The sequence below is a fragment of the Streptomyces sp. NPDC058464 genome, from assembly GCF_042721035.1.
Taxonomy (GTDB): Bacteria; Actinomycetota; Actinomycetes; order Streptomycetales; family Streptomycetaceae; genus Streptomyces.
In genome coordinates, this window is sequence record NZ_JBHXMA010000019.1 from 21,620 (window position 1) to 46,386 (window position 24,767).

17 protein-coding genes are annotated in these 24,767 nt (G+C 71.8%); 12 read left to right on the plus strand and 5 right to left on the minus strand.

Features of this window, described 5'->3' with window-relative positions; translation table 11 throughout:
- Nucleotides 1-60: 60 nt before the first annotated feature.
- Nucleotides 61-1,545: a PucR family transcriptional regulator gene (locus ACFWPQ_RS24355; protein WP_384038451.1), complete on the plus strand. Its 1,485-nt coding sequence runs from the start codon at nt 61-63 to the stop codon at nt 1,543-1,545.
- 123 nt (nt 1,546-1,668) lie between these two features.
- Here the strand turns inward: ACFWPQ_RS24355 and ACFWPQ_RS24360 are convergent, their stop codons facing one another.
- The 3 genes from ACFWPQ_RS24360 to ACFWPQ_RS24370 form a co-directional block, all read right to left on the minus strand.
- On the minus strand, nt 1,669-2,064 hold the full coding sequence (locus ACFWPQ_RS24360) for a helix-turn-helix transcriptional regulator (RefSeq protein WP_361305969.1): 396 nt from the start codon (nt 2,062-2,064) through the stop codon (nt 1,669-1,671).
- Between the two features lie 49 nt (nt 2,065-2,113).
- Nucleotides 2,114-2,635, minus strand: a complete 522-nt coding sequence (locus tag ACFWPQ_RS24365; RefSeq protein ID WP_384038454.1) for a hypothetical protein — start codon at nt 2,633-2,635, stop codon at nt 2,114-2,116.
- A 115-nt stretch (nt 2,636-2,750) separates the two neighbouring features.
- Nucleotides 2,751-4,706 (minus strand): APC family permease, encoded by a 1,956-nt coding sequence (locus tag ACFWPQ_RS24370; RefSeq protein WP_384038457.1) that lies wholly within the window; start codon nt 4,704-4,706, stop codon nt 2,751-2,753.
- Between the two features lie 1,105 nt (nt 4,707-5,811).
- Here ACFWPQ_RS24370 and ACFWPQ_RS24375 point away from each other — a divergent pair.
- Complete coding sequence (locus tag ACFWPQ_RS24375; protein ID WP_384038459.1) at nt 5,812-7,224, plus strand: hypothetical protein; 1,413 nt, start codon at nt 5,812-5,814, stop codon at nt 7,222-7,224.
- 50 nt (nt 7,225-7,274) lie between these two features.
- On the opposite strand, the gene ACFWPQ_RS24380 is transcribed toward ACFWPQ_RS24375, so the two are convergent.
- Nucleotides 7,275-8,834, minus strand: a complete 1,560-nt coding sequence (locus ACFWPQ_RS24380) for a Na+/H+ antiporter (protein ID WP_384038462.1) — start codon at nt 8,832-8,834, stop codon at nt 7,275-7,277.
- Nucleotides 8,835-9,017: 183 nt separating this feature from the next.
- Between ACFWPQ_RS24380 and ACFWPQ_RS24385 the strand changes: the two genes are divergently transcribed.
- The 3 genes from ACFWPQ_RS24385 (at nt 9,018) to ACFWPQ_RS24395 (ending at nt 13,976) form a co-directional block, all read left to right on the plus strand.
- Nucleotides 9,018-11,516 carry an ATP-binding protein gene (locus tag ACFWPQ_RS24385; protein WP_384038465.1) on the plus strand — a complete coding sequence of 833 codons (2,499 nt, stop codon included), beginning with the start codon at nt 9,018-9,020 and terminating at the stop codon, nt 11,514-11,516.
- The gene (locus tag ACFWPQ_RS24390) at nt 11,513-12,049 is read left to right on the plus strand and encodes a DUF4118 domain-containing protein (RefSeq protein WP_384038468.1); all 537 of its coding nucleotides are present in this window, start codon (nt 11,513-11,515) and stop codon (nt 12,047-12,049) included. Before ACFWPQ_RS24385 ends, ACFWPQ_RS24390 begins: the two co-directional genes overlap by 4 nt.
- 118 nt (nt 12,050-12,167) lie before the next feature.
- On the plus strand, nt 12,168-13,976 hold the full coding sequence (locus ACFWPQ_RS24395; RefSeq protein WP_384038471.1) for an NAD-binding protein: 1,809 nt from the start codon (nt 12,168-12,170) through the stop codon (nt 13,974-13,976).
- Between the two features lie 7 nt (nt 13,977-13,983).
- Here ACFWPQ_RS24395 and ACFWPQ_RS24400 read toward each other — a convergent pair whose 3' ends face one another.
- Nucleotides 13,984-14,484 carry a hypothetical protein gene (locus ACFWPQ_RS24400; protein WP_384038474.1) on the minus strand — a complete coding sequence of 167 codons (501 nt, stop codon included), beginning with the start codon at nt 14,482-14,484 and terminating at the stop codon, nt 13,984-13,986.
- A gap of 312 nt (nt 14,485-14,796) precedes the next feature.
- Between ACFWPQ_RS24400 and ACFWPQ_RS24405 the strand changes: the two genes are divergently transcribed.
- The 7 genes from ACFWPQ_RS24405 to ACFWPQ_RS24435 all read left to right on the plus strand — a co-directional run bounded on the left by ACFWPQ_RS24405 (nt 14,797) and on the right by ACFWPQ_RS24435 (nt 24,750).
- A complete protein-coding gene (locus tag ACFWPQ_RS24405; RefSeq protein ID WP_384038477.1) occupies nt 14,797-16,638 on the plus strand; it encodes an APC family permease in 1,842 nt (613 codons plus the stop codon).
- 297 nt (nt 16,639-16,935) lie between these two features.
- On the plus strand, nt 16,936-17,025 hold the full coding sequence (kdpF, locus tag ACFWPQ_RS24410) for a K(+)-transporting ATPase subunit F (protein ID WP_016434100.1): 90 nt from the start codon (nt 16,936-16,938) through the stop codon (nt 17,023-17,025).
- Between the two features lie 32 nt (nt 17,026-17,057).
- On the plus strand, nt 17,058-18,719 hold the full coding sequence (kdpA, locus tag ACFWPQ_RS24415; RefSeq protein ID WP_384038876.1) for a potassium-transporting ATPase subunit KdpA: 1,662 nt from the start codon (nt 17,058-17,060) through the stop codon (nt 18,717-18,719).
- A complete protein-coding gene (kdpB, locus tag ACFWPQ_RS24420; protein ID WP_384038480.1) occupies nt 18,719-20,851 on the plus strand; it encodes a potassium-transporting ATPase subunit KdpB in 2,133 nt (710 codons plus the stop codon). Before kdpA ends, kdpB begins: the two co-directional genes overlap by 1 nt.
- Before the next feature lie 5 nt (nt 20,852-20,856).
- Complete coding sequence (locus tag ACFWPQ_RS24425; protein WP_384038483.1) at nt 20,857-21,525, plus strand: potassium-transporting ATPase subunit C; 669 nt, start codon at nt 20,857-20,859, stop codon at nt 21,523-21,525.
- Complete coding sequence (locus ACFWPQ_RS24430; protein ID WP_384038486.1) at nt 21,525-22,208, plus strand: response regulator; 684 nt, start codon at nt 21,525-21,527, stop codon at nt 22,206-22,208. The genes ACFWPQ_RS24425 and ACFWPQ_RS24430 overlap by 1 nt, the downstream gene beginning before the upstream one ends.
- A 1-nt stretch (nt 22,209) precedes the next feature.
- The gene (locus tag ACFWPQ_RS24435) at nt 22,210-24,750 is read left to right on the plus strand and encodes an ATP-binding protein (RefSeq protein WP_384038488.1); all 2,541 of its coding nucleotides are present in this window, start codon (nt 22,210-22,212) and stop codon (nt 24,748-24,750) included.
- The last annotated feature ends 17 nt before the right edge of the window (nt 24,751-24,767 follow it).

Here is a 24,767-nt window from a genome sequence, read left to right on the forward strand (position 1 = left end):
ACGATGCTGTAACTCGCACTCACCTGGTGAATGCGAGGTCGTCGCAAGGAGTCTGAGCACATGCACGTCGAACACCTCCTCACGGACGTCTCCCTCGGGCTGCGTCCGCTGGGGACGCAGGACGCCGCCCTGCTGGCCCGGGAGATCAGCGGGGTGACGGTCACGGACCTGGAGGACCCGGCCCGCTTCGTGCGGCCGGGGGAGGTGGTGCTCAGCGGGCTGGTGTGGTGGGCGCCGGGCAAGTCGGAGCGGTTCGTGTCGGCCCTCGAGCAGGCCGGGGCCGCGGCGCTGTTCGCGGGGGAGGAGACCCACGGGGGCGTGCCCGAGGAACTGGTGGAGGCGTGCGTACGGCACGGTGTCCCGGTCGCCGGGGTGCCGGCGCACATCATGTTCCGGGCGATCACGGACACCGTGTACCTGCGGCAGTGGGGTGAGCTGAGCCGCAGGCAGGCGCTGCCGGAGACCGCGCGGGTCCGGCTGAGCAGGCTGCTCGCGCAGGAGGCCGGGCCCGCGGACGTCCTCGCGGCGGCCTTCGCGCATCTGGACCGGACCGCCGCGTACGTCTTCACGCCGTCGGGGCGGACCGTCGCGGCCACGGCCGCCGCACCCGGTGTGCCCGCGCGGGAGGCCGCCGCGCTGGTCGCGGACGGGCGCGGGATGACGGTGTCCGTCGCCGCCGACAGCGTCTCGCCCTACGAGCGCTGGCTGCTGTACCTGCCCGAGCCGGACAGCGCGCCGGCCGGGATGCTGCACGAGGTCGCCGCCGCGCTGGGCCGCTGCCAGGAGACGGCGGTCCGGCGCCGGTCGGCCGAGCGGCAGGCGGCCGACGAACTGGGCGCGCTGCTGGCCGGGGCGGGGGCCGGGGCGGCGGAGGGGGTCCTGCGGGACATGGTGGGGGAGTGCGGGCTGCCCGTCGACGGGCCCTACCGGGTGGTGGTCGCCGACACCGGGGCACGGCGGCCGGGGCTCGCCGAGGGCGCGCTGGCGGAGGTCGCCGGGCATGTCGCGGCGCGGGCGGCGGTGGGGCGGCTGCCGGACGGGACCGCGTTCGCCGTGCTGCCCGCGCAGAGCATCGGCGAGGTCTGGGAGCTGGTCGCAGGCTGCGAACCGGGTGTCCCGCTGCACGGCGGGACCGGGGCGGTGGCGGCGGGGCCGGGCGAGCTGGCGGGGGCGCTGGCGCAGGCACGCTACGCACTCACCTCGGCCCGCGCCACCGCCCCGGACACCTCGGTCCTCACCGACACCGCCACGCTCACCAGCCTCGAAGCGCTCCTCACCGGGGTGCCGGCCGAGGTCCGCGCGGCCTACCGCCATGCCGTCCTCGGCTCGCTCCTCGACGGAGAACGGGCTGCCTCCGCCGTGCTGTTGAGCACCCTGGAGACCTTCCTGGCCTGCGACGGCTCCTGGGCGCGCACGGCCGAGGCGCTGCATCTGCACGTCAACACCGTGCACTACCGGATGCAGCGGGTGGAGCACTTCACCGGCCGGGACCTGTCCCGGCTGAGCGACCGGCTGGACCTGTGGGCCGCGCTGCTGTGCAGATGAGCGGCTTGTCGGACGAGCGGTTGTCCGATCGGCGGTAGAGCTGCTGACCGGCTGACCGGATGGTCGGCTGACCAGGCGGTCGGGTGGTCGGTTCGCCGGATGGTCAGCTCGCCGGATGGTCGGTCAGACGCGGTCGATGTGGACGTTCGTCGACTTCACCCGGGCGGTGGCCTCCATGCCGACCTCCAGGCCGAGTTCCTCGACCGCCTCCCGGGTCAGGAGGGAGACCAGCCGGTGCGGGCCGGCCTGGATCTCGACCTGGGCGGCGACGTCGCCGAGCTTGATCGCGGTGACGATGCCGGGGAAGGCGTTGCGGACCGAGGTGTAGGACGCGTCCTCCTCGCCGGAGCCGGCCTTGGCCAGTTCGACGGAGAACGAGGCGAGGTCCGCGCCGTCGATGAGCCGTCGGCCGCCCTCGTCACGATGGGTGGCCATCCGGCCCGCGTCGGCCCAGCGGCGGGCGGTGTCCGGGCTGACGCCGAGCAGCCGTGCCGCCTGGCCGATCGTGTAGGAAGGCATGCGCTCACGATAGGGCCGGGTGGCGGGGGAGGAGGACGTGGGGCGGCGGTCAGGTGAGGCCGGACGCGTCGAGGACCGCGCGTGCGTTCGTGTCGTCGATCTCGTGGCCGAGCTGCGCCAGCACGTCGGCGCCCCGGCGCAGGGTGCCGCGCTCCACGGAGCGGCGGACGCCGGTGTCCAGCTCGTGCCAGAGCAGGGGGTTGGCGTGCAGCACGCCCGGGTCGAGTTCCAGGCGGCTGCCGTGCGTGTCGCGCAGGACGAGATGCGCCGCGACGTCCCCGTACTGGCCGACGTAGACGAGCGAGTCGGTGCGGACGGTACGGCGGCGGAGCGGGCCGCGGACGGCCAGCCAGCCGGGGCCCGCCGTGACGCGGGCCGGCAGCAGCATGGTGAGGATCGCGGCCGACAGGGTGACCCAGAGCAGGGCGCGGGCCGGGGTGAGGGTGCCGGCGTCCCAGTCCACCAGGATCGTCAGCCCGCCGAAGCCGAGGGCGCAGCCGACGGCCAGACGTGCGCTGCCGCGCCAGGTGCGGTCGCCCGCCGCCCGGCCGCTGTGTCTTCTGTCCTCCATGAGGCCGACGGTAGGGGCCGGTGGAAGCGTGGGACCGGGCGCTGACGGGCTTCTTATGCGTACCGACCGGTTCTTGACGGGATTCTTACGACGAGGACGCGCCCCGGGCGAGTGCTCAGCCGGTGTGGACGCGCGGCCGCCGGGCGCGGTCCGGCTCCGCCTCGCGCAGCACCTCGCGGGTGACCGGGGCGACCTCGCCCTGGCCGAAGAGGAAGAAGCGCAGGAAGTTGGCGAACGGGCTGCCCTCGGTCCACTCGAAGTAGATGTGCGGGATGGCGCCGGTCTCGTCCCGGACGTGCAGCAGCAGTGCGGCCAGGGCGTTGGGGATGGAGGCCGACTCCAGGGTCAGCACGCGGTAGCGGTTGTGCAGGACCTCGCCGCGGACGGCCAGGCCCGCCTCGAACTCGGAGGGGTCGGTGACCGTGACCTCGACGAAGACGAAGTCCTCCTGCTCGGGCATGTCGTTGTCGGCCCGGATCTGCTCGATCTTCTCGCGGTACTCGGCCTTGTCGCGGCGGTCCGGCTCGTTGGCGATGAACCGCATCTTGCGGCTGGCCATGTCGCGGATGAACCGTTCCGCCATGTCGTCGAGGGTCACGCTGGTCACGCGCAGCTCGAAGGCGCGGGCGAGGCGGGAGAGCAGCGACACGAGGATGATGCCGACGATGAAGCAGGCACCGATCTTCACACCGTCGGGGCGCTCGATGACGTTCACGACGGTCGTGTAGAGGAACACCGCCGAGATCACCCCGAACCCGATCGTCCACTTGCGCTGGCCGGCCTTGCGGGCGGCGATGGTCACCGCGATCGCCGCGGAGCTGATCAGCACCAGCACACCGGTGGCGTAGGCACCGCCCTGCGCGTCGACGTCGGCGTCGAAGATCCAGGTCACCAGGAAGGCGATCAGGGTGAAGACGATGACCATCGGGCGCACGGCACGGGCCCAGTGCGGGGCCATGCCGTAGCGGGGCAGGTAGCGCGGCATCAGGTTGAGCAGGCCGGCCATCGCGGAGGCGCCGGCGAACCACAGGATGCAGATGGTCGAGACGTCGTACACCGTGCCGAAGGCGTTGCCGAGGTACTCGTGCGCCAGGTAGGCGAGTGCACGGCCGTTGGCGTCGCCGCCCGACTTGAACGCCTGCTCGGGGATGAGCAGCGTGGTGATGAAGCTGGTCGCGATCAGGAAGACGCTCATGATGACCGCCGCGGCGGTCAACAACTTCTTGGTGTCCCGGATCCGGCCGGTGGGCCGTTCCTCGGTGTCGCCCGGGTCGCCCTCGACGTGGGGCATGACCGCGACACCGGTCTCGAAGCCGGACAGGCCCAGGGCGAGCTTCGGGAAGACGATCAGGGCCACGCCGATCATGACGAAGACGTTGCCGTGTTCCGCGGTCAGGGCGCTCGTCCAGTCGGTGACGACGTGCTCGGCGGTGAGGACGTGGTAGAAGCCGACGATCACGACCACGACGTTGAGCGCGAGGTAGATGCCGACCAGGACGACCGCGACACCGATCGCCTCCAGGAAGCCCTTGAGGAAGACCGCGCCGAGCAGGGCCACCAGGAACAGCGTGATCACCAGCTGCTTGCCCTGCAGGAAGTCGGTGAGGTGCGGGTTCTCCACCAGGTGGGTGGAGGCGTCCGCGGCCGACAGGGTGATGGTGATGAGGAAGTCGGTGGCGGCGAAGCCGAGCAGGGTCAGCACGAACAACTTGCCCTGCCAGAAGGAGAGCAGCCGCTCCAGCATGGCGATGGAGCCCTCGCCGTGCGGGCTCTCCTCGGCGACGCGCCGGTAGACCGGCAGGGCGCCGGCCAGGGTGACTATGACGAGGACGATGGTCGCGATCGGCGACAGCAGGCCGGCCGCCAGGGCGGCGATACCGGGCTGGTAGCCGAGGGTCGAGAAGTAGTCGACACCGGTCAGGCACATCACCCGCCACCACCGCTGGCCCTTGTGCGCGGCCTCGGGCTGCGCCTGCTGGCCGCCGTGTCCGGCGCCCTTGCCCATGTCGGACAGCCCCTCCAGCATCCAGGCGCGCAGGCGACTGGGAGGGGGATGTTCGGTCGTGGCCATGGGGTGGGCTCCTGGTGTCCGGCGCGGGGTGTGCGGCGCAGTTCGATTCCGGCCATCACGCGGACGGCGGCACCAGCGTATGCAGAGAGTGACGCGTGGGCCCACGGATCGGCGAGCCCTGGGCGTCAAGCTTGCGTTAAGAATCGCCTGACAGGAGGTGCCGGAGCATCAAGAAAGGGCGGCTCGGAGGCCGAGGGCGGGCGTTCGGCTGTACGGGGGACGCCGGGCGGATGCCGGGCGCCGGACACCGAGCGTTATCCCCTACGGCATCCCGCACCAGGTCCTGCCCGTGCTCTCGCACGCGTTCGGCGGTTCGGGTACGACCGGACCGGCCACCCCGTGGTGCACGTACTCGGGGGACCGGCCGGAGGGCCGCGCGGATCCGGGAGGGCAGGCGGCGGCCCGTGCGCTGGAGGTGCGACGGGGCGGAGCCGCCCCGTCCCTGCCTGGCCTTGTTGCCGTGGTTGGCCTTCTTCTTGCTCGGCGAGCTGCCGGGCGGTCTCCAGGCCGATGCCGGAGGTGGCGCCGGTGATCAGGACGGTACGGGAGGAAAGGGTGGAGTCGGGCATGGTCCCATCCGGGGTTGCGGGCACGCGCCACGGCCCCGGGCGGGGCGGCGGGCGTGCGGGATGAAGGCGAAGAAGGGGGGGCGCCGGACCGGGTCAGGTCCCTTGGCGAGAGGGCGAGGGCCGGCGCCCCGTGGGTCACGGAATCCGGGGCCGTGAGGCCGCTGACGCCCGTGGCCTCCTCGGGCGGCCGACTGAGAACCCATCCGCCGTCGCGTGCCGAACCTGCCTGCTCAGCACGGAATTTGCGGATCCCGTACGGGCGTCGCGAGCCGGCCGTCAAGGTCCCGTCAAACCCGCCTGAAGGCGCGTCAGGAGCCCATCAAGGCCGACCGGTCATGGCCGGATCCGGTCGCAGACTGAGCGGCACGGGGGACGGGCGACCGTCCGTGGCGGGTACCTGGGAGGGGACCGTGACCATCACGGCCGGCACAGCGAACAGACCTCCGGCGGAGGCTGTCGAAAAGCCACGGCAAGCCACGGTCGTCCCGCCGCCCGTATCGACCCCGGGGCCGGCCAGGCGCCCGGGGAAGCGGATCGTGGCCGCGCGGGCCGCTCTGCGCCGCCGTCTCCGGGCGACCGTCCCGGCCCGGCTGCGCCTTCTGCGCGCGGCCACGGTCCTGCTCGCCGTCGCCCTCGGGGTGCTGCTGCTCGTCGCAGGCCTTGTTGCCCACGGCACCTGGGACGACGTGGCCGACCGCGACGCGCCCCGCACCACCAGCGCGGCCGGCCTCGACCTGGCCCTCAACGACATGGACGCCCAGGTCGCCAACATCCTGCTGTCCGGCGGGGACGGCGGAAAGGGCGCACTGGAGACCCCGCACGCCAAGGCCGTCGGCATGTACGGCGACGCCCGCCGCGAGATCGGCCACGACCTGCGCACCCTCTCCGCCGCCGCCCAGGGGGACCGGGCCGACGAGAAGACCGTCGAGTCGCTCACCGACGACTTCGCCGAGTACCAGGAACTCGTCGGCCGGGCCCTGGAGAACGACCGCCGGGCGGGCGGCAGGCCGGACGCGATCACCGACTACCGTGACGCCACCGACCTGCTGCGCAACAGCCTTCTGCCGGACGCGCGCAAGCTGGTCTCCGCCAACGACGCGGCCTTCGGTTCCCACTACGCGGCGGCCCGTTCGGCGCTCTTCGGCCAGCTCGTCGCGGTTCTCGTCCTCGGTCTGCTGCTCCTGGCCGTCCTCGGCGTCCTGCAGTGGTACCTGGCCCGCCGCTTCCGCCGCAACCTCAACCCCGCCGCCCTCGCCGCCACCGTGTGCACCCTGGCCGCCGTCGTCCTCGGCACCCAGCTCCTCTCGGCCTCCGCCGCGCACCTGAAGGTGGCCCGGCACGACGCCTTCGACTCCGTCGTCGCCCTCTCCCGGGCCCGCGCGATCGCCTACGACGCCAACGCCGACGAGAGCCGCTACCTCCTCGACCCGCAGCGCCGCACCCGGTACGCCGACTCCTTCCTCGCCAAGTCCCAGCAGCTGTACGGCATCCGGGGCGCCACGCTGTCGACGTACGACGCCCGGCTCGCGTCCACCTGGAACGACTACCGCGCCGACTCCACCGACCTGCGCTTCACCGGCGAGTTCCGGCGCGAGCTGGACAACATCACCTTCCCCGGGGAGCGGGCCGCGGCCGAGCGGACGGTCGACGCGTACGCCGTCTACGAGCGCGACGACCGGAGGATCCGCGCGCTGCTCGCCGCCGGCAAGGAGCAGCAGGCGGTGGAGTTCTGCATGGGCTGGGAGGCGGGCACGTCCAACGCCCACTTCGGCGCGTGGATGACCGCGTTGGACGAGGTGACCGACATCAACCGGGCCCACTTCGACGAGTCGGTGGGTGCGGGACGGGGCGAGCTGACCGGCCGACTGCCCTGGACGTGCGGGTTGTTGGTGCTCGCGGTGGCGCTGACCGGGCTGGGGCTCCGGCCCCGGCTGGCGGAGTTCCGCTGACCGGCCGTCACCCAGCCGCGGCCGAGGGCCCGGCCCCTGCCCGCGGACCGCTACGCGTCGGCCAGCCGGGCCTCCTCGAGGTCCAGCGACCGCTGGAGCCGTCTTCGGGTCGTGTCGCTGATCGTGTGCTCGTCGTACAGCCGCCGCAGCTCCGCCGCCTCCACCGCTATCAGGTCGCGCCGCAGCTGCCGGTAGACCAGGTCGGCCGACTCGACGGTGCGGTCGGACAGGCGGTCGCGGGCGTCGTCGAGGCGGGCGTTGAGCCCGCGCCGGAGCCGGTCGAGGACCACGTCCGGTACGGCCTCCAGCTCGGACAGCTCCTCCAGGCGCCGGATGCCCGCGTCGGCCAGCCGGCAGCGGGCGGCGGCCTCCTCGCGTTCGGTGTGGTCGGGCTCCAGGGCGATCCCGGAGCGGCGCACCACTGAGGCCAGGGTGAAGCCCTGCACGACCAGGGTGACGACCACGACCGACGTGGTGAGGACGAGCACCAGCGGGCGTTCGGTGAGCGTCGAGCCGTCCTTCGCCACCACCGGGATCGACAGCGCGGCCGCGAGTGGCACCACGCCCCGGGTGCCGGCCCAGGTCAGCACCACGGGGAGCCGCCAGTTCGGCCGCTGTATGCCGCCCTTGCGCTGCACCACCGCCGACAGCGGCGCCAGCCACAGCAGCCGCACCGCGATGAGCGTGCCGGCCACCGCCAGCGCGTAGAGCGGCCAGGCCTTGTCACCGTCGGACAGCGCGCGTACCTGGGCGGGCAGCGCGAGCCCTATCAGGCTGAAGACCACGCTCTCCAGCAGGAAGACCACCGTGCCGTAGACGGCGTGCAGCTGGAGCCTTATGCGGGCGTTGGTGAGCCGGTCGCCGCGGCCGCCCAGGACCACGCCCGCCACGACCACCGAGGTGACCCCCGAGGTATGGGCGGCCTCCGCGAGGACATACGCCGCGTACGGTGTGACCAGGGAGATCACCGTCTCCAGGACCGGGTCCTCGGTGCGCCGCCTGATCACCGTGACGACGGCGGCGACCAGCGCGCCGATCAGCGTGCCGCCGCCCGCCAGCAGCAGGAACTCACCGCCCGCCGCCCCCCAGTTCGCCGCCGCCGAGGCCACCGCGACGCTCACCGCGACCCGGTAGAGGACCAGCGAGGTCGCGTCGTTGAAGAGGCTCTCCGCCTGGACCAGCATCTGCACCTTCGGCGGCAGGGCCAGTCGGCGGCCGAGCGCGGTCACCGCGACCGGGTCGGTGCTGGCCAGGATCGCGCCGAGGACCAGCGCCATCTGCCAGGACAGCGGGGTGACCATGGAGGCGACGGCACCCACGGCCGCCGCCGAGGCCAGCACCAGGCCGACCGCGAGCACGCTGACCGGTTTCCACACCGCGCGCAGCTCGCGCCAGGAGAGCTCTTCCGCGCTGGCGTAGAGGAGCGGCGGGAGGACGACCAGTCCGATGACCTCCGGGCTGACCCGGATCGTCGGGGTGCCCGGCAGCAGGGCCACGGCGAGGCCCGCGACCACGAGGAGGGAGGGGGCGGGAATCCGCCATCGGCGGGCGAAGGTCGCCACCACCGTGGCCAGTACCACGAGTGCGAGAACCGTACCCACGCCGCGCATGCCGTCCCCCTGGGGCCTTGTCAGGAGCCACTGTGACTCCCGGCCGACCAGACTTCCCGGCACACCGCCTTCACCCTATCGGGCCGAGGGCCGTCAAGACAGTGTCAACGTCCTCGTCAGCGGCGCCAGAGACGCGTCAAGAGGACGGACCCGGGACCTTGCGGCGCGCTTCTCTTTGAGGTGATGAACGACGTACCGCGCGGACGACTGAAGGTCTACCTCGGGGCCGCCCCCGGGGTCGGCAAGACCTACCGCATGCTCGACGAGGCACGGCGCCGCGCGTCCCGGGGCGCGGACGTGGTGGTGGGGTATGCGGAGTGCCACGGGCGCCCCCTCACCGAGTCCATGATCGACGGCCTGGAGGTCGTGGCGCGGCTGCGCTGCGCCTACCGGGGCGGTCAGTTCGAGGAGATGGACGTCGCGGCCGTGCTGGCGCGCCGCCCGAAGGTGGCGATCGTCGACGAGTTCGCCCACACCAACGTCCCGGGCGGAGGCCGGCACCCCAAGCGCTGGCAGGACATCGAGGCCCTGCTCGCGGCAGGCATCGACGTGATCACCGCCGTCAACATCCAGCACCTCGAATCACTCAAGGACGTCGTCGAGAAGATCACCGGGGTGCCGCAGCACGAGACGGTCCCCGACGAGGTGGTCCGCAGGGCGGAGCAGATCGAGGTCGTGGACATCCCGCCCGAGGGCCTGCGCCGCCGGATGGCGCACGGCAACATCTACGCCCCCGAGAAGATCGACGCGGCCCTCGCCAACTACTTCCGCCCCGGCAACCTCACCGCCCTGCGCCAGCTGGCCCTGCTCTGGGTCGCCGACCGGGTCGACGAGGCGCTCCAGTCGTACCGCGCCGAGCACGCCATCGGCGGGGTGTGGGAGACCCGGGAGCGGGTGGTGGTCGCCCTGACCGGCGGCCCGGAGGGCGACACGCTGGTACGACGGGCCGCCCGCATCGCCGACCGGTCCGCGGGCGGCGACCTGCTCGCCGTGCACGTGGCCCGCAGCGACGGCCTGGCCGCGGGCGTCTCGCACGCCTCGCTGGCCCGGCAGCGCAGGCTGGTCGAGGATCTCGGCGGCAGCTACCACTCCGTCGTCGGCGACGACGTGGCCACCGCGCTGGTCGAGTTCGCGCGCGCCGAGAACGCCACCCAGCTCGTCCTCGGCACCAGCCGCCGGGGCCGCCTGGAACGTTTCCTCACCGGACCGGGGACGGGCGAGACCGTCACCGCCCTCTCCGGCGACATCGACGTCCACCGGGTCACCCACGAACGCGCCGGCCGCGGCACCCTGCTGCCCTCCCGCCGCCGCACCCTCTCCACCCGCCGCCTGATCGCCGGACCGGTCGCGGGGCTGGTGCTCCCGGTCCTGCTCACCGTCGCCCTCGCCCAGGTGCGCGGCACCGTCAACCTGACCAGCGAGGCCCTGCTGTTCCTGCTCGCGGTGGTCGGCGTGGCCTGCATAGGCGGGGTGACCTCCGCGGTGATCGCCTCCGTCACCGCGTCCCTGCTGCTCAACTACTGGTTCATACCGCCCATCGGCCAGTTCACCCTCGACGATCCCAACGCCCTGCTCGCGCTCGGGGTCTTCGCGGTCGTGGCGGCCGTCGTCGCCGCGGTCGTCGACCGCTCGCTGCGGCTGTCGAGACGCGCGGCGCGGGCCACCGCCGAGGCGGAGACCATGTCGTCGCTGGCCGGCAGCATCGTGCGCGGCGGCCAGACCATCCCGGCGCTGCTGGAACGCACCCGCGAGACCTTCGGCATGGACTCCGCCGAACTCGTCGACGAACCGCCGGACGGCGCCGACGCCACCGCCGTGCCCGCGGGCACCGGCAACTACCTGGTGCTGCGCGGCCGTACGCCCTCCTCCTCCGAGCGACGGGTCCTCGCCGCGTTCGCCGCGCACGTCGGTTCGGCGGTCGAACGGGCCCGGCTCGCCCAGGTCGCAGCCGAGGTCGAACCCGTACGCGCCGCCGACCGGATGCGCACCGCGCTGCTGCGGGCCGTCGGCCACGACCTGCGCACCCCGCTCGCGGCCGGCTGGGCGGCGGTCACCTCGCTGCGCAGCCGGGAGGTGGAGTTCACCCCGGAGGACCGCGACGAACTCCTCGCCACCGCGGAGGAGTCCATGGCCCGGCTCAGCCGCCTCGTCGACAACCTCCTCGACCTCAGCCGCCTGGAGGCCGGTGTCCTCACCCTCAACCTGCGGGCCACGGCCCTGGAGGAGGTGCTCCCGACGGCTCTGGCGGACACTCCGGCGGTCGAGGTGCACGGCCAGCTGGAGAACATGCCCCCACTGCTCGCCGACCCGCCGTTGCTGGAGCGCGTGATCGCCAACCTGGTCGGCAACGCGGCCCGCTACAGCCCGCCCGGCAAGCGGGTGCTGGTGACGGCGAGCGCGCTGGCGGGGCGGGCCGAACTCCGGATCATCGACCGGGGCCCCGGCCTGCCGGCCGACGGCCGCGACCGCCTCTTCGAGCCCTTCCAGCGGCTCGGCGACACCGACAACACCACCGGCCTCGGCCTCGGACTCGCCCTCGCCCGGGGGCTCACCGAGGCGATGGACGGCACCCTGACCCCCGAGGACACCCCGGGCGGCGGACTGACCATGGTCGTCTCGCTGCCCCTGGCCGATCGGGCCCGACCCTTCCGGACGCCGCAGCGCGTAGGAGGTGCCCCATGAGCAGCACGCACGCCGGCCTCGGAGCGAGCGTCGTACGGCGGCCCGTCGTGGCCCTGCCGACGCGGGACCGGGCGGCCCTCGCTGCAGGTCTCGTCGCCCCCTTCCCGGTCTCCCTGCTCCTCGTCCCCCTCCGGACCCACCTTTCCCACACCAATGCGGCGCTGATCCTCGTCGTGGTGGTCGTCGTGGTGGCCGCGCCGGGCAGCCGCCTCGCCGGAGTGGTGGCGGCGCTCTCGGCGGCGGCCTGGTTCGACTTCTTTTTCACCCGGCCCTACGAGACCTTCGACATCAGCGCCGGCGCAGGCATCGGGACGGCCGTGCTGCTGCTCGTCGTCGACCACGTCCGCGGCGAACTGACCGCGCTGCTCGGCCTGTCCGGCTGCCGCTTCGAGTACGGCACCCTGCTGGGACAGCCGGCCCGGCTGGGCAAGGACGGACCCAGCTGCGCGCGTACGGCGACGGGCACCACCTCGGCCGGTTCATGCTCACCCCGGGACCCGGGCCGGTGCGGACCGTTGTTGACATGTTCTTGACGGACATTTGAACGGAGCCCGGCGCCCGGCCGGAACCGCCGCCGCGGCTGGTTCCGTTCTGGCTGATGTGACGTCAACCCTCGCCGTACCAGCGGCATCCGGAGAGAGAACCGGGCACATGGTGATCTGCGGCGACGACGGCCTCGCGCACCGGCTCGCCGTCGAACTGGACGCCGTGTGCGGCGAGGCCGTCACCGTGGTCCTGCCGTCCGCCGACGACGAGCACGGCGCCCGGGTCGCCGCCCTGCACCGCGACCCGGCGTCCGCCGTCCAGCTGCACATCTCGGCCCGCCCGGACGAGGCCACCCTGCGCGCGGCCGGTGTGGCACGGGCCGCCGCGCTCGCCCTGACCTACCGCGACGACCAGGTCAACGTCACCGCGGCCCTGCTCGCCCGCGCGGTCAACCCCTCCGTCCGGCTGGTCGTGCGGATGTTCAACCGGGAGCGCGGCAGCCATCTGGAACGGCTCCTCGACCGGGCGGCGGGCCTGTGCGACGCCCCGGCGCCGGACACCTCCACCACCGTGCTCTCCGACGCCGACACCGCCGTACCCGAGCTGGTCGCGGCAGCCGCCGTGGGCCACGGCCACACCCTGGAGGTCGAGGGCAAGGTCTTCCGCGGTGTCGTACGGCCCGCGGGCACCCCGACGCACCTCACCGACCTCGCCACCCTGGCCGTGCTCTCCGGCGCCCACGAGGACGACCCGGCCAGCCAGGACAGTGCGGAGACGCCCGGTGAGGACGGCACCCTGCTGCTGCCGGACGACCGGACGGCCTACCACCGGCAGTTCACGCACGGGCGGCTGATGCTGGAGGAGGTCGTCCACCTCGACACGGCCGAACCGGCCCGCCGCGCCTGGCGGTTCCGGCCGGTGCGCTGGGCCCGGGCCCGGTTCGCCCATCTGCCGTGGCGGGTCCTGCTCTCCCGGCAACTGGCCGCCGTCTACGGCTCGTTGGCCGCCGTGGTGGTCGCCCTGTCCACCGCCACCGCGCTCTTCGCGGACGAGCACCCCTGGTGGAAGAACGTCTATCTGCCTCTGCTGGACATCTTCACGATGGGGGATCCGGCGACCGAGGAGTCGCCCGCCCGCCGCATCCTGCAGCTCCTCGCCGGCTTCGTCGGGCTCGCCGTGCTGCCGCTCGTGGTCGCCGCGACCATGAACGCCACCGAGGCCTTCCGCACCGCCTCCGTGAACCACCCGCCCGGCGACGACGTCAGCGGTCACATCGTCCTGGTCGGCCTCGGCATGGTCGGCACCCGGGTGCTGGACCGGCTGCGCACCACCGGCCACCAGGTGGTGGCCATCGAGCGGGACCCACGCGCCAGGGGAGTCGCGCTCGCCCGGGAACTCGGCTTCCCGCTCGTCCTGGAGGACGCGACCGCCCACGGCGTCCTCGACCTCGCCCGGGTCCGGCAGTGCGGCTCGCTGCTCGTCCTCACCCGCGACGACGGCCAGAACCTCGACATCGTCATGGCCGTCCGGGAGGCCAACCCCGAGGTACGGGTGGTCACCCGGCTGTACGACGACGCCTTCGCCGCGACCGTCCAGCGCACGCTGCGCGCGTCCTACCCGGACGCGCTCACCCGGAGCCGGAGCGTTTCGGCGCTGGCCGCGCCGTCGTTCGCGGCGGCCATGATGGGGCGTCATGTGCTGGGCGTGATGCCGGTGGAGCGGGGCTCGCTGCTGTTCACCTGCGTGGACGTGGCCGGGCACCCGGAGCTGGAGGGGCGCTCGGTGCACCAGGCGTTCCGGCGGCGGGAGTGGCGGGTGCTGGCGGTGGGGCCGGTCGGCGGGGGCGCCCCGGGACAGCCGGCCTTCGACTGGCGTCCGGCGCAGGGGCGGGTGCTGGCGGTGGGGGACCGGGTGGTGATGGTGACCACCCGGCGAGGGCTCGACGTGCTGATGACGGGGGTGCGGCAAGGGTGAGCAGTACCTACTCCAGGCCTGACGCCTTGAAGACGCCCAGGGCGTTCTCGCGTTCGATCTCCTCGCTGAGGCGGCTGAGCGCCATCGCGCCGCATGTGAGGGTGCCCGCCGCGGCGGCCTTGCGGGCACCCGCGTCCACGAGCAGCCAGAGGTCGGGGTTGGCGACGAGGACCTGGGGGTCGATTTCCAACCGGTCACCGAAGGCGTCGCGGAGCAGCAGCCGGGGGGAGATGCCGTCGAGGCGGCGGACGGAGACCAGGAGGTCGGTGCGGACCCTGCGGGTGCGCAGCAGCCTGCGCGAAGTGAGCCAGCCGTCGCCGGCGCGGACCCTGGCGGGGCAGAGGACGCCGAAGAGGAGCAGGGCGAGGGAGATCCAGAGGGTGCCGCGCCACCAGCCCAGCGTCCCTGACCCCCAGTCGATCAGGAGGAGCAGGGCGAGGAGGGCGCCTGCGCAACGGGCCGATGCGTAGACGTCTTTGGACCAGCGGTGGTCCTCGGAGTGCTGCATGGGGTGACGGTAGGGAGCGGCGGTGCACGGCGTCAGTAGGTGCGGCATGTCTTTGATGGGACTCTGACGGTTGTGGGTCCGTGCGGGCCGGTGGGGGTTGAGCGCGCCCACGCGGCGGTAGCCGCACATCGATACAGCCCCGCTCCCCTTGCAGGGGCGCTGCCGTCAAGGGCGTGTCAAAGTCGCCGCCTCCCGCGCGAAGAACGCGCAAGGGATTGTCGGGCCTGGCCGGAACGGGACAGAACCTGGTCGCATCGCGCGCGGCACTGCCGCGCGCGAAGGCATGTCCCGTTCGTTGAGGAGCACCGTCCCATGTTCGTACCGACCGCCGAACCGGGCGCCGTGCCCGCCGGCCAGGAGCCGCCCGACACCGGGGAACGGCATCGCCTCACCGCCGTCACCGGCCTCGCCGCGCTGTCGCTGGACGCGATGGCGTCGGTGGCGTACGGACCGGAGGCCATCGTGCTCGTGCTGGCCGCCGCCGGTGCGCACGGGCTCGGCTACACCCTGCCGGTCACCCTCGCCATCGCGGCCCTTCTCGCGGTGCTCGTCGCCTCGTACCGGCAGGTCATCGCGGCCTTCCCGGACGGGGGAGGGTCCTATGCCGTGGCCCGGGCCCACCTCGGTGCGCGGACCAGCCTGGTCGCCGCCGCCTCCCTGGTGCTCGACTACGTGCTCAACGTCGCCGTCGCCGTCACCGCCGGTGTCGCCGCCCTCACCTCCGCCTTCCCGGCGCTGTACCCGCACCGGCTGTGGCTGTGCCTGGCCGTGCTGGCGCTGGTCACCGGGGTGAACCTGCGGGGCATCGTGGAGTCGGCGAAGGCGTTCATCGTGCCGACGGTCGTGTTCGTCGGGTCGGTCTTCGTGCTGATCGTGGTGGGGCTCCTCCGGTCCTCGCCGGCCAGTATGGCCACCGCCGCCGGGCATGCCTCCGTGCTCGCCGACAATGCCTCCAGTGTCGGCGCCCTGCTCCTGCTGAAAGCTTTCGCCTCCGGCTGTGCCGCCCTCACCGGCGTCGAGGCCATCGCCAACGCCGTGCCCTCCTTCCGGGCGCCCCGGGCGAAGCGGGCCCAGCACGCCGAGGTCGCCCTGGGGGCGGTGCTGGGCGCGATGCTGATCGGGCTCTCGGTGCTGATCTCCCGGTTCCACCTCCAGCCGGTCGAGGGCGTGACCGTCCTCGCCCAGCTCGCCGACGCCTCCCTCGGCCACAACTGGGGCTTCTACGTCATCCAGTTCGCGACGATGATCCTGTTGGCGTTGTCCGCCAACACGTCGTTCGGCGGGCTGCCGGTGCTGCTCGAGCTGCTCGCCCGGGACAACTACCTGCCGCATGTCTTCGCGCTGAAGGCCGACCGGCAGGTGCACCGGCACGGTGTGCTCGCCCTGGCCGTCGTCTCGGCCGCGCTGCTGGTGTTCTCCGGCGGCGACACCAACACGCTGGTGCCGTTGTTCGCCATCGGGGTCTTCGTCGGGTTCACCATCGCCCAGGTGGGCATGGTGCGGCACTGGAGACTGGAGCGCGGGCCCGGCTGGCGGGGCAAGGCGCTGCTCAACGGCTTCGGGGCGGTCCTGACCGGCGTCGCCACCGTCGTCGTCACCGCCGGCAAGTTCGCCGAGGGCGCCTGGCTCGTCGTGCTGATGCTGCCGCTGCTCGTCGGCGCCTTCGTCGCCGTGCACCGCGCCTACGGGCGGATCGGGGACCGGCTCGGGCTCGGGCGGATCCCGGAGGCTCCGCACCGCGAGCGCTCGGTCGTGATCGTGCCGGTGTCGTCCCTGACCCGGCTCACCTCCCAGGCGCTCTCCGCGGCCGCCTCCCTCGGCGACGAGGTCCGTGCCGTCACCGTCTGCCATCCCGACCCCGAGGACCGGGCCCGGCTGCACGCCCTGGAACGCGCCTGGGCCGAGTGGGACCCCGGGGTGCCGCTGGTCCGGCTCGCGTGCGAGCGACGCACGCTCGGCCGTCCCATCGCCGCGTACGTCCGTGAGGTGACCGCGGCCGAGCCGGCCACCCAGGTGACCGTGCTGATCCCGGAGACCGAGCCCGAGCGGCTCTGGCAGCGACTCCTGCAGAACCAGCGGGGTGCTGTCGTGGCGCACGCCGTGCGCCGCGAGACCGACGCGGTGATCTGCCGGCTGCGGTTCCGCCTGTCCTGACGCCTCTGATGCGTCTGCGGCCGGCGTTTCCCCAGTTCAGGAGGTTTCGTCGGCCGAACGGCGGCTTCCGGTCGCGGGTCGGTCGAGCCCGCGTAAGAGTCCCGTCAAAGGCGTGAACGCCGCCGTAAGGGACCCGTCAACGGGGGCCGAATCCGGCCAGAAAGACGCTTTCCTCTAACAGTCCACGTCCGTTCCGAACCTCATCCAGGAGTTCACGATGGCCGATCTGGCCTTCGTCGTCACCGTGCTCGCAGGCTTCGCGCTGGTGGCTCTCGTCGCCAAGGGGGTGACCAAGCTGTGACCGCCGAGAACATCGTCGGCCTCGTCGTGGCCGTCGCCCTGCTGGGCTATCTCGTCCTCGCCCTGATCTTCCCGGAGAGGTTCTGACTGTGACATCAGCTGCCTCCGCAGCGGGCGACATGGGTCCCGTTACCGCAGCCGTGCTCCAGCTGGTCGCCCTCATAGGCGCCCTGGCGCTCTGTTACGTCCCCGCCGGCAACTACATGGCCAAGGTCTACTCCTCCGACAAGCACTGGCGTGTCGAGAAGTGGATCTACAAGGGCATCGGCGCCAACCCCGACACCGAGATGCGCTGGCCCGCCTATCTGCGCGGCGTCCTCGCCTTCTCCCTGATCGGCGTCCTCTTCCTCTACCTGCTGCAGCGGCTCCAGGGCATCCTGCCCGGCTCGCTCGGCTTCTCCTCCGTCAACCCGGCGCAGTCGTTCAACACGGCCGTCTCCTTCGTGACCAACACGAACTGGCAGTCGTACTACGGCGAGCAGACCATGGGTCACGTCGTGCAGACCGCCGGTCTGGCCGTGCAGAACTTCGTCTCCGCGGCCGTCGGCATCGCGGTGGCGGTGGCTCTGGTGCGCGGGTTCGCGCGCTCCCGTACCGGTGAGATCGGCAACTTCTGGGCCGACCTGGTGCGCGGCACCGTACGCATCCTGGTGCCGCTGTCCGTGGTGGCCGCCCTCGTCCTGGTCGCCTGCGGTGCCATCCAGAACTTCTCCGGCATCCACGAGGTCGGTCAGTTCATGGGTGGGTCGCAGCAGTGGAACGGCGGGGCCGTGGCCTCCCAGGAGGCCATCAAGGAGCTGGGCACCAACGGTGGCGGCTACTTCAACGCCAACTCCGCCCACCCCTTCGAGAACCCCACCCCGTTCACCAACCTCTTCGAGATCTTCCTCATCCTGCTGATCCCGTTCTCGCTGACCCGCACCTTCGGCGTGATGGTCGGCTCGGTCAAGCAGGGCTACGCCATCCTCGCCACGATGTTCACCATCTGGCTGGGCTTCGTGGCCCTGATGATGTGGACCGAGTTCGCCCACCACGGCCCGGCGCTCCAGCTCGCGGGCGGCGCGTACGAGGGCAAGGAGGTCCGCTTCGGGGTCGGCGGCTCGTCCATCTTCGCGGTGTCGACCACGCTCACCTCGACCGGTGCGGTGGACTCCTTCCACTCCTCCTTCACCGGCCTCGGCGGCGGCATCACCCTGCTCAGCATGATGCTGGGCGAGATAGCCCCAGGCGGTACCGGTTCCGGCCTCTACGGCATCCTGATCATGGCGGTCATCGCGGTGTTCATCGCCGGTCTGATGGTCGGCCGTACGCCCGAGTACCTGGGCAAGAAGATCGGCGCCCGTGAGATCAAGCTGTCGGCGATCTACATCCTGATCACCCCGGCGCTGGCCCTCGTCTTCACCGCGGCCTCCATGGCTCTGCCGACGCCGCCGCACTCCATGCTGAACTCCGGGGCGCACGGCTTCTCCGAGGTCCTGTACGCCTTCACGTCGGCGGCCAACAACAACGGCTCGGCCTTCGCCGGCCTGAACGCGAACACCGACTGGTTCAACACCATGACCGGGCTCGCGATGTTGTTCGGCCGCTTCCTGCCCATGGTGTTCGTCCTGGCGCTGGCCGGCTCGCTCGCCGAGCAGAAGCCGGTCCCGGTCACCGCGGGCACCCTGCGCACCGAGAAGCCGCTGTTCACCGGCCTGCTCGTCGGCGCGATCCTGATCATCACCGGTCTCACCTACTTCCCCGCGCTGGCACTGGGTCCGCTCGCCGAGGGGCTGGCGTGATGACCACCCGCACAGACAACGAAGAGGACTCGATGTCCACAGCCACTCCGACCCGGGCGCCGCACAGCGACGTCCCCACCGGGCACAAGACCGCCGAGGGCCGTGTCGGCGCGGGCCTCTTCGAGCCCAGGCAACTCCTCAAGTCGCTGCCCGACGCCTGCCGCAAGCTCGACCCGCGGGTGATGGTCAAGTCGCCCGTCATGTTCGTGGTGTGGGTCGGCTCCGTCCTGACCACGGTCTTCTCCTTCAAGGACCCGGGCGACTGGTTCGGCTGGGCGATCAGCGCCTGGCTGTGGCTGACCGTGATCTTCGCCAACCTGGCGGAGGCGGTCGCCGAGGGCCGTGGCAAGGCCCAGGCCGACACGCTGCGCAAGGCCAAGACCGACACCGTCGCCCGTCGGCTCGTCGGGGAGACCGAGGAGCAGGTCCCGGGCACCGAGCTGAAGATCGGTGACCTGGTCGTCTGCGAGGCCGGCGACATCATCCCGGGTGACGGTGACGTCGTCGAGGGTGTCGCCTCGGTCGACGAGTCGGCGATCACCGGCGAGTCGGCTCCGGTCATCCGCGAGTCCGGCGGCGACCGCAGCGCCGTCACGGGCGGTACGAAGGTTCTCTCCGACCGGATCGTCATCAAGATCACGACGAAGCCGGGCGAGACCTTCATCGACCGGATGATCAGCCTCGTCGAGGGCGCGGCCCGGCAGAAGACGCCGAACGAGATCGCGCTGAACATCCTGCTCGCCTCGCTGACCATCGTCTTCCTGCTGGCCGTCGCCACCCTGCCGCCGCTCGCGGACTACGCGGGCACCCACCTGACGATGGTCGTGCTGGTCGCGCTCCTGGTCTGCCTGATCCCGACCACCATCGGCGCGCTGCTGTCCGCGATCGGCATCGCGGGCATGGACCGCCTGGTCCAGCGCAACGTCCTGGCGATGTCCGGCCGTGCGGTCGAGGCCGCCGGTGACGTCTCCACGCTGCTGCTCGACAAGACCGGCACCATCACCCTCGGCAACCGTCAGGCGTCCGAGTTCCTGCCGGTGCGCGGCACGACGGAGGCCGAGGTGGCCGACGCCGCCCAGCTCTCCTCGCTGGCCGACGAGACGCCCGAGGGCCGCTCCATCGTCGTCCTCGCCAAGGAGAAGTACGGCCTGCGCGAGCGTCACCAGGGCGAGCTGGCGCACGCCGACTGGATCGCCTTCACCGCCCAGACCCGCATGTCGGGTGTGGACGTCGACGGCAGGAAGATCCGCAAGGGTGCGGCCGGTTCGGTCATCGCCTGGGTGCGGGAGGAGGGCGGCACGGTCGCGGAGGACGCGGACGGTCTCGCCAACCGCATCTCCGAGTCCGGTGGCACCCCGCTGCTGGTCGCCGTCAAGGACGACCAGGGCGCCCGAGTCCTGGGTGTCATCCACCTCAAGGACGTCGTCAAGGAAGGCATGCGCGAGCGGTTCGGGGAACTGCGCCGCATGGGCATCAAGACCGTCATGATCACGGGTGACAACCCGCTGACGGCCAAGGCGATCGCCGACGAGGCGGGCGTCGACGACTTCCTCGCGGAGGCCACTCCCGAGGACAAGATGGCGCTCATCAAGCGCGAGCAGGCCGGCGGCAAGCTGGTCGCGATGACCGGTGACGGCACCAACGACGCGCCCGCGCTCGCGCAGGCCGACGTCGGCGTGGCGATGAACACGGGTACGTCGGCCGCCAAGGAGGCCGGCAACATGGTCGACCTCGACTCGAACCCGACCAAGCTCATCGAGATCGTCGAGATCGGCAAGCAACTCCTGATCACGCGCGGTGCGTTGACCACGTTCTCCATCGCCAACGACGTCGCGAAGTACTTCGCGATCATCCCGGCGCTGTTCGCGGCGGTCTACCCGGGCCTGGACAAGCTCAACATCATGGACCTGTCCTCGCCGGACTCCGCGATCCTGTCCGCGGTCATCTTCAACGCGCTGATCATCATCGCGCTGGTGCCGCTGTCCCTGAAGGGCGTGCAGTACCGGCCGGTGAGCGCCGACAGGATGCTGCGGCGCAACCTGACGATCTACGGCATCGGCGGTCTGATCGCCCCCTTCATCGGCATCAAGATCATCGACCTGCTCATCTCCCTCATTCCCGGAATCGGCTGATCGCGATGAACAACTCCGTAACCAACACCGCCCGGCTGCTGTGGGCGGGCCTGCGGGCCCTCCTCGTGCTGACCCTGGTGACGGGTGTCGTCTACCCGCTGGTCGTCACCGGCATCGCCCAGGCCGCGTTCCACGACAAGGCGAACGGCTCCGAGATCAAGTCCGACGGCAAGGTCGTCGGCTCGTCCCTCATCGGGCAGTCGTACAACCTGCCGCTGAAGAAGGGGCAGGAGACCCCGGACGCCGCCCTGCAGTGGTTCCAGGGCCGGCCGGCCAACGGGCTCGGCAGCAACAGCGTGAACACCCAGTACAAGCTGCTGCTGTCCGGTGCCACCAACCTGTCCGCCGACAGCAAGGTCCTGATCCAGCAGGTCAAGGACGCCAAGGCCGCGGTCGTCAAGGACAACTCGGTGGCCGGCTACACGGTCAAGGCCTCCGAGGTCCCCGCCGACGCCGTCACCTCCTCGGGCTCCGGCCTGGACCCCGACATCTCCCCGGAGTACGCGGAGATCCAGGTCCACCGGGTCGCCGAGAAGAACGGCCTGCCCGTCGCCCAGGTGGAGAAGCTGGTGAAGGACCACACCGAGGGCCGGACCCTCGGCTTCATCGGTGAGCCCCGGGTGAACGTCCTCGAACTCAACATCGCACTCAAGGAACTGATCAAGGGCAGCTGATGACCCGGGTGCTGGTCGTGGAAGACGACCCACAGCTCGTACGGGCACTCGTGATCAATATGCAGGCACGCCAGTACGGAGTGGACGCGGCGCCCGACGGCGCCACGGCCCTCCGGCTGGCGGCCGCGCGTCAGCCGGACGTGGTGATGCTCGACCTCGGACTGCCCGACATGGACGGGGTCGACGTCATCAGGGCACTGCGCGGCTGGACCCGTGTACCGATCCTGGTGCTGTCGGCCCGTCAGGCGTCCGACGAGAAGGTCGCCGCGCTCGACGCGGGGGCCGACGACTACATCACCAAGCCGTTCAGCATGGACGAGCTCATGGCCCGGCTGCGCGCCGCCGTCCGCCGTACCGGGGACACCCCGCTCGCCCCCGAGACCACGCTGGTGGAGACGGAGGACTTCACCATCGACCTGCTCGCGAAGCGGGCCACCCGCGGTGATCACGACGTCCGTCTCACCCCCACCGAATGGCATCTCCTCGAGATATTGGTGACCAATCCGGGGCGTCTCGTCACGCAGAAACACCTGCTGCGCGAGGTGTGGGGCGTCTCGCAGAGCAACAAGACCAACTACCTGCGGGTCTACATGGCCCAGCTCCGCCGCAAACTGGAGGCGGACCCCGCACATCCCCGGTATCTGATCACCGAGCCCGGCATGGGCTACCGCTTCGAAGGATGACATGGCACGCGGCAGGCTTCGGATCTACCTGGGCGCCGCCCCCGGCGTCGGCAAGACCTACTCGATGCTGTCCGAGGCGCATCGCCGCGTGGAACGGGGCACCGACTGCGTCGTCGCTTTCGTGGAGCACCACAGCCGACCGCGCACCGAGGTGATGCTGCACGGCCTGGAGGAGATCCCGCGCAAGGAACTGGAGTACCGCGGCGCGGTGTTCACCGAGATGGACATCGACGCCGTCCTGGCCCGCCGCCCCCAGGTCGCCCTCGTCGACGAGCTGCCGCACACCAACGTCCCGGGCTCGCGCAACGCCAAGCGCTGGCAGGACGTCGAGGAACTGCTCGCGGCCGGCATCGACGTCGTCTCGACGGTCAACATCCAGCACCTGGAGTCGCTGGGTGACGTGGTGGAGTCCATCACGGGGGTACGGCAGCAGGAGACCGTGCCGGACGAGGTGGTACGGCGGGCCGACCAGATCGAACTGGTCGACATGTCGCCGCAGGCGCTGCGCCGCCGGATGGCGCACGGCAACATCTACCAGCCGGACAAGGTCGACGCGGCCCTCTCCAACTACTTCCGCCCCGGAAACCTCACCGCCCTGCGGGAGCTGGCCCTGCTCTGGGTCGCCGACCGGGTCGACGAGTACCTCAACGCGTACCGCAGCGAGCACCGGGTCTCGGCCATCTGGGGCTCGCGCGAGCGGATCGTGGTCGGCCTCACCGGCGGCCCCGAGGGCCGCACCCTGATCCGGCGGGCCGCCCGGCTCGCCGAGAAGGGCGCGGGCGGCGAGGTGCTCGCCGTCTACATCTCCCGCAGCGACGGCCTGACCTCGGCCTCCCCGAAGGAACTCGCCGTCCAGCGGACGCTCGTGGAGGACCTCGGCGGTACCTTCCACCACGTCGTCGGCGACGACGTCCCCGCCGCCCTGCTCGACTTCTCACGTGGTGTCAACGCCACCCAGATCGTGCTCGGCGTCTCGCGGCGCAAGAGCTGGCAGTACGTCCTCGGACCCGGCGTCGGCGCCACGGTCGCCCGCGAGTCGGGACCCGACCTGGACGTCCACCTCATCACCCACGACGAGGCCGGCAAGGGGCGCGGGCTGCCCGTGGCCCACAGCCGGCTCAGCCGCGCCCGGATCCTGTGGGGGTGGCTGGTCGGCGTGCTCGGCCCGGTGCTGCTCACGCTCCTGCTCACCACCGCGGCACCCTCGGTCGGCCTCGCCAACGACATGCTGCTGTACCTGTCACTGACGGTCGCGGCGGCTCTGCTCGGCGGTCTGCTGCCGGCGCTCACCTCGGCGGTGGTGGGCTCGCTGCTGCTCAACTGGTTCTTCACCCCGCCGATTCACACGCTGACGATAGCGGACCCGAACAACATCGTCGCGATCGCGATCTTCATCGGGGTGGCGGTCTCGGTGGCCTCCGTCGTGGACCTCGCGGCCCGCCGCACCCACCAAGCCGCCCGGCTGCGCGCCGAGTCGGAGATCCTGTCCTTCCTCGCGGGCAGTGTGCTGCGTGGTGAGACCAGCCTGGAGGAACTGCTGGAACGGGTCCGGGAGACCTTCGGCATGGAGTCCGTGGCCCTGCTGGAGCGGGTGAGCGACGTCGAGCCGTGGACCTGCGCGGGCAGCGTCGGACCGCAGCCGTGCCAGGCGCCCGAACAGGCGGATGTCGACATGCCGGTGGGCGAGCACATGACCCTCGCCCTGTCCGGACGGGTGCTGCCGGCCTCCGACCGCCGTGTCCTCGCCGCCTTCGCCGCCCAGGCCGCCGTCGTACTCGAACGGCAGCGGCTCCAGGAAGAGGCCGACCAGGCCAAGGAGCTGGCCGAGGGCAACCGCATCCGCACCGCGCTGCTCGCCGCGGTCAGCCATGATCTGCGCACCCCGCTGGCCGGCATAAAGGCCTCGGTGTCGTCGCTGCGTTCGGACGACGTCGAGTGGTCCGAGCAGGACCGGGCGGAGCTCCTGGAGGCCATAGAGGCGGGCGCCGACCGGCTCGACCACCTCGTCGGCAACCTGCTCGACATGTCCCGCCTGCAGACCGGTACCGTCACGTCGATCGTCCGCGAGGCCGATCTGGACGAGGTGGTGCCGATGGCGCTCGGCGGGATCCCCGAGGACAGCGTCGAACTGGACGTCCCGGAGACGCTGCCCATGGTGTACGTCGACAAGGGGCTGCTGGAGCGGGTCGTCGCCAACGTGGTGGAGAACGCCGTCAAGTACAGCCCCGCGGAAACCCCCGTCCTGGTGAAGGCCAGTTCCATAGCCGACCGGGTGGAGATGCGGGTCGTGGACCGCGGACCCGGTGTCCCGGACGAGGCCAAGGAGCGCATCTTCGAGCCCTTCCAGCGGTACGGCGACTCGCCGCGCGGTGCCGGGGTGGGCCTCGGCCTGGCCGTGGCCCGGGGCTTCGCCGAGGCGATGGGCGGCACGCTGACCGCCGAGGACACGCCGGGCGGTGGGCTCACCATGGTGCTGAGCCTGCCGCTGGCGCCGGGACGGAGACCGGGGCGGCCGGATCTCTCGGCCGCGGCGACGTCGTAGCCGTGGCCGCGGCGACG

What these genes read in the sequence shown, in the direction of transcription:
- ACFWPQ_RS24355 (WP_384038451.1), top strand. Translation starts at nt 61, where the DNA reads ATGCACGTCGAACACCTCCTCACGGACGTCTCCCTCGGGCTGCGTCCG.
- ACFWPQ_RS24360 (WP_361305969.1), bottom strand. Translation starts at nt 2,064, where the DNA reads ATGCCTTCCTACACGATCGGCCAGGCGGCACGGCTGCTCGGCGTCAGC.
- ACFWPQ_RS24365 (WP_384038454.1), bottom strand. Translation starts at nt 2,635, where the DNA reads ATGGAGGACAGAAGACACAGCGGCCGGGCGGCGGGCGACCGCACCTGG.
- ACFWPQ_RS24370 (WP_384038457.1), bottom strand. Translation starts at nt 4,706, where the DNA reads ATGGCCACGACCGAACATCCCCCTCCCAGTCGCCTGCGCGCCTGGATG.
- ACFWPQ_RS24380 (WP_384038462.1), bottom strand. Translation starts at nt 8,834, where the DNA reads ATGCGCGGCGTGGGTACGGTTCTCGCACTCGTGGTACTGGCCACGGTG.
- ACFWPQ_RS24385 (WP_384038465.1), top strand. Translation starts at nt 9,018, where the DNA reads ATGAACGACGTACCGCGCGGACGACTGAAGGTCTACCTCGGGGCCGCC.
- ACFWPQ_RS24390 (WP_384038468.1), top strand. Translation starts at nt 11,513, where the DNA reads ATGAGCAGCACGCACGCCGGCCTCGGAGCGAGCGTCGTACGGCGGCCC.
- ACFWPQ_RS24395 (WP_384038471.1), top strand. Translation starts at nt 12,168, where the DNA reads ATGGTGATCTGCGGCGACGACGGCCTCGCGCACCGGCTCGCCGTCGAA.
- ACFWPQ_RS24400 (WP_384038474.1), bottom strand. Translation starts at nt 14,484, where the DNA reads ATGCAGCACTCCGAGGACCACCGCTGGTCCAAAGACGTCTACGCATCG.
- ACFWPQ_RS24405 (WP_384038477.1), top strand. Translation starts at nt 14,797, where the DNA reads ATGTTCGTACCGACCGCCGAACCGGGCGCCGTGCCCGCCGGCCAGGAG.
- kdpA (WP_384038876.1), top strand. Translation starts at nt 17,058, where the DNA reads ATGGGTCCCGTTACCGCAGCCGTGCTCCAGCTGGTCGCCCTCATAGGC.
- kdpB (WP_384038480.1), top strand. Translation starts at nt 18,719, where the DNA reads ATGACCACCCGCACAGACAACGAAGAGGACTCGATGTCCACAGCCACT.
- ACFWPQ_RS24425 (WP_384038483.1), top strand. Translation starts at nt 20,857, where the DNA reads ATGAACAACTCCGTAACCAACACCGCCCGGCTGCTGTGGGCGGGCCTG.
- ACFWPQ_RS24430 (WP_384038486.1), top strand. Translation starts at nt 21,525, where the DNA reads ATGACCCGGGTGCTGGTCGTGGAAGACGACCCACAGCTCGTACGGGCA.
- ACFWPQ_RS24435 (WP_384038488.1), top strand. Translation starts at nt 22,210, where the DNA reads ATGGCACGCGGCAGGCTTCGGATCTACCTGGGCGCCGCCCCCGGCGTC.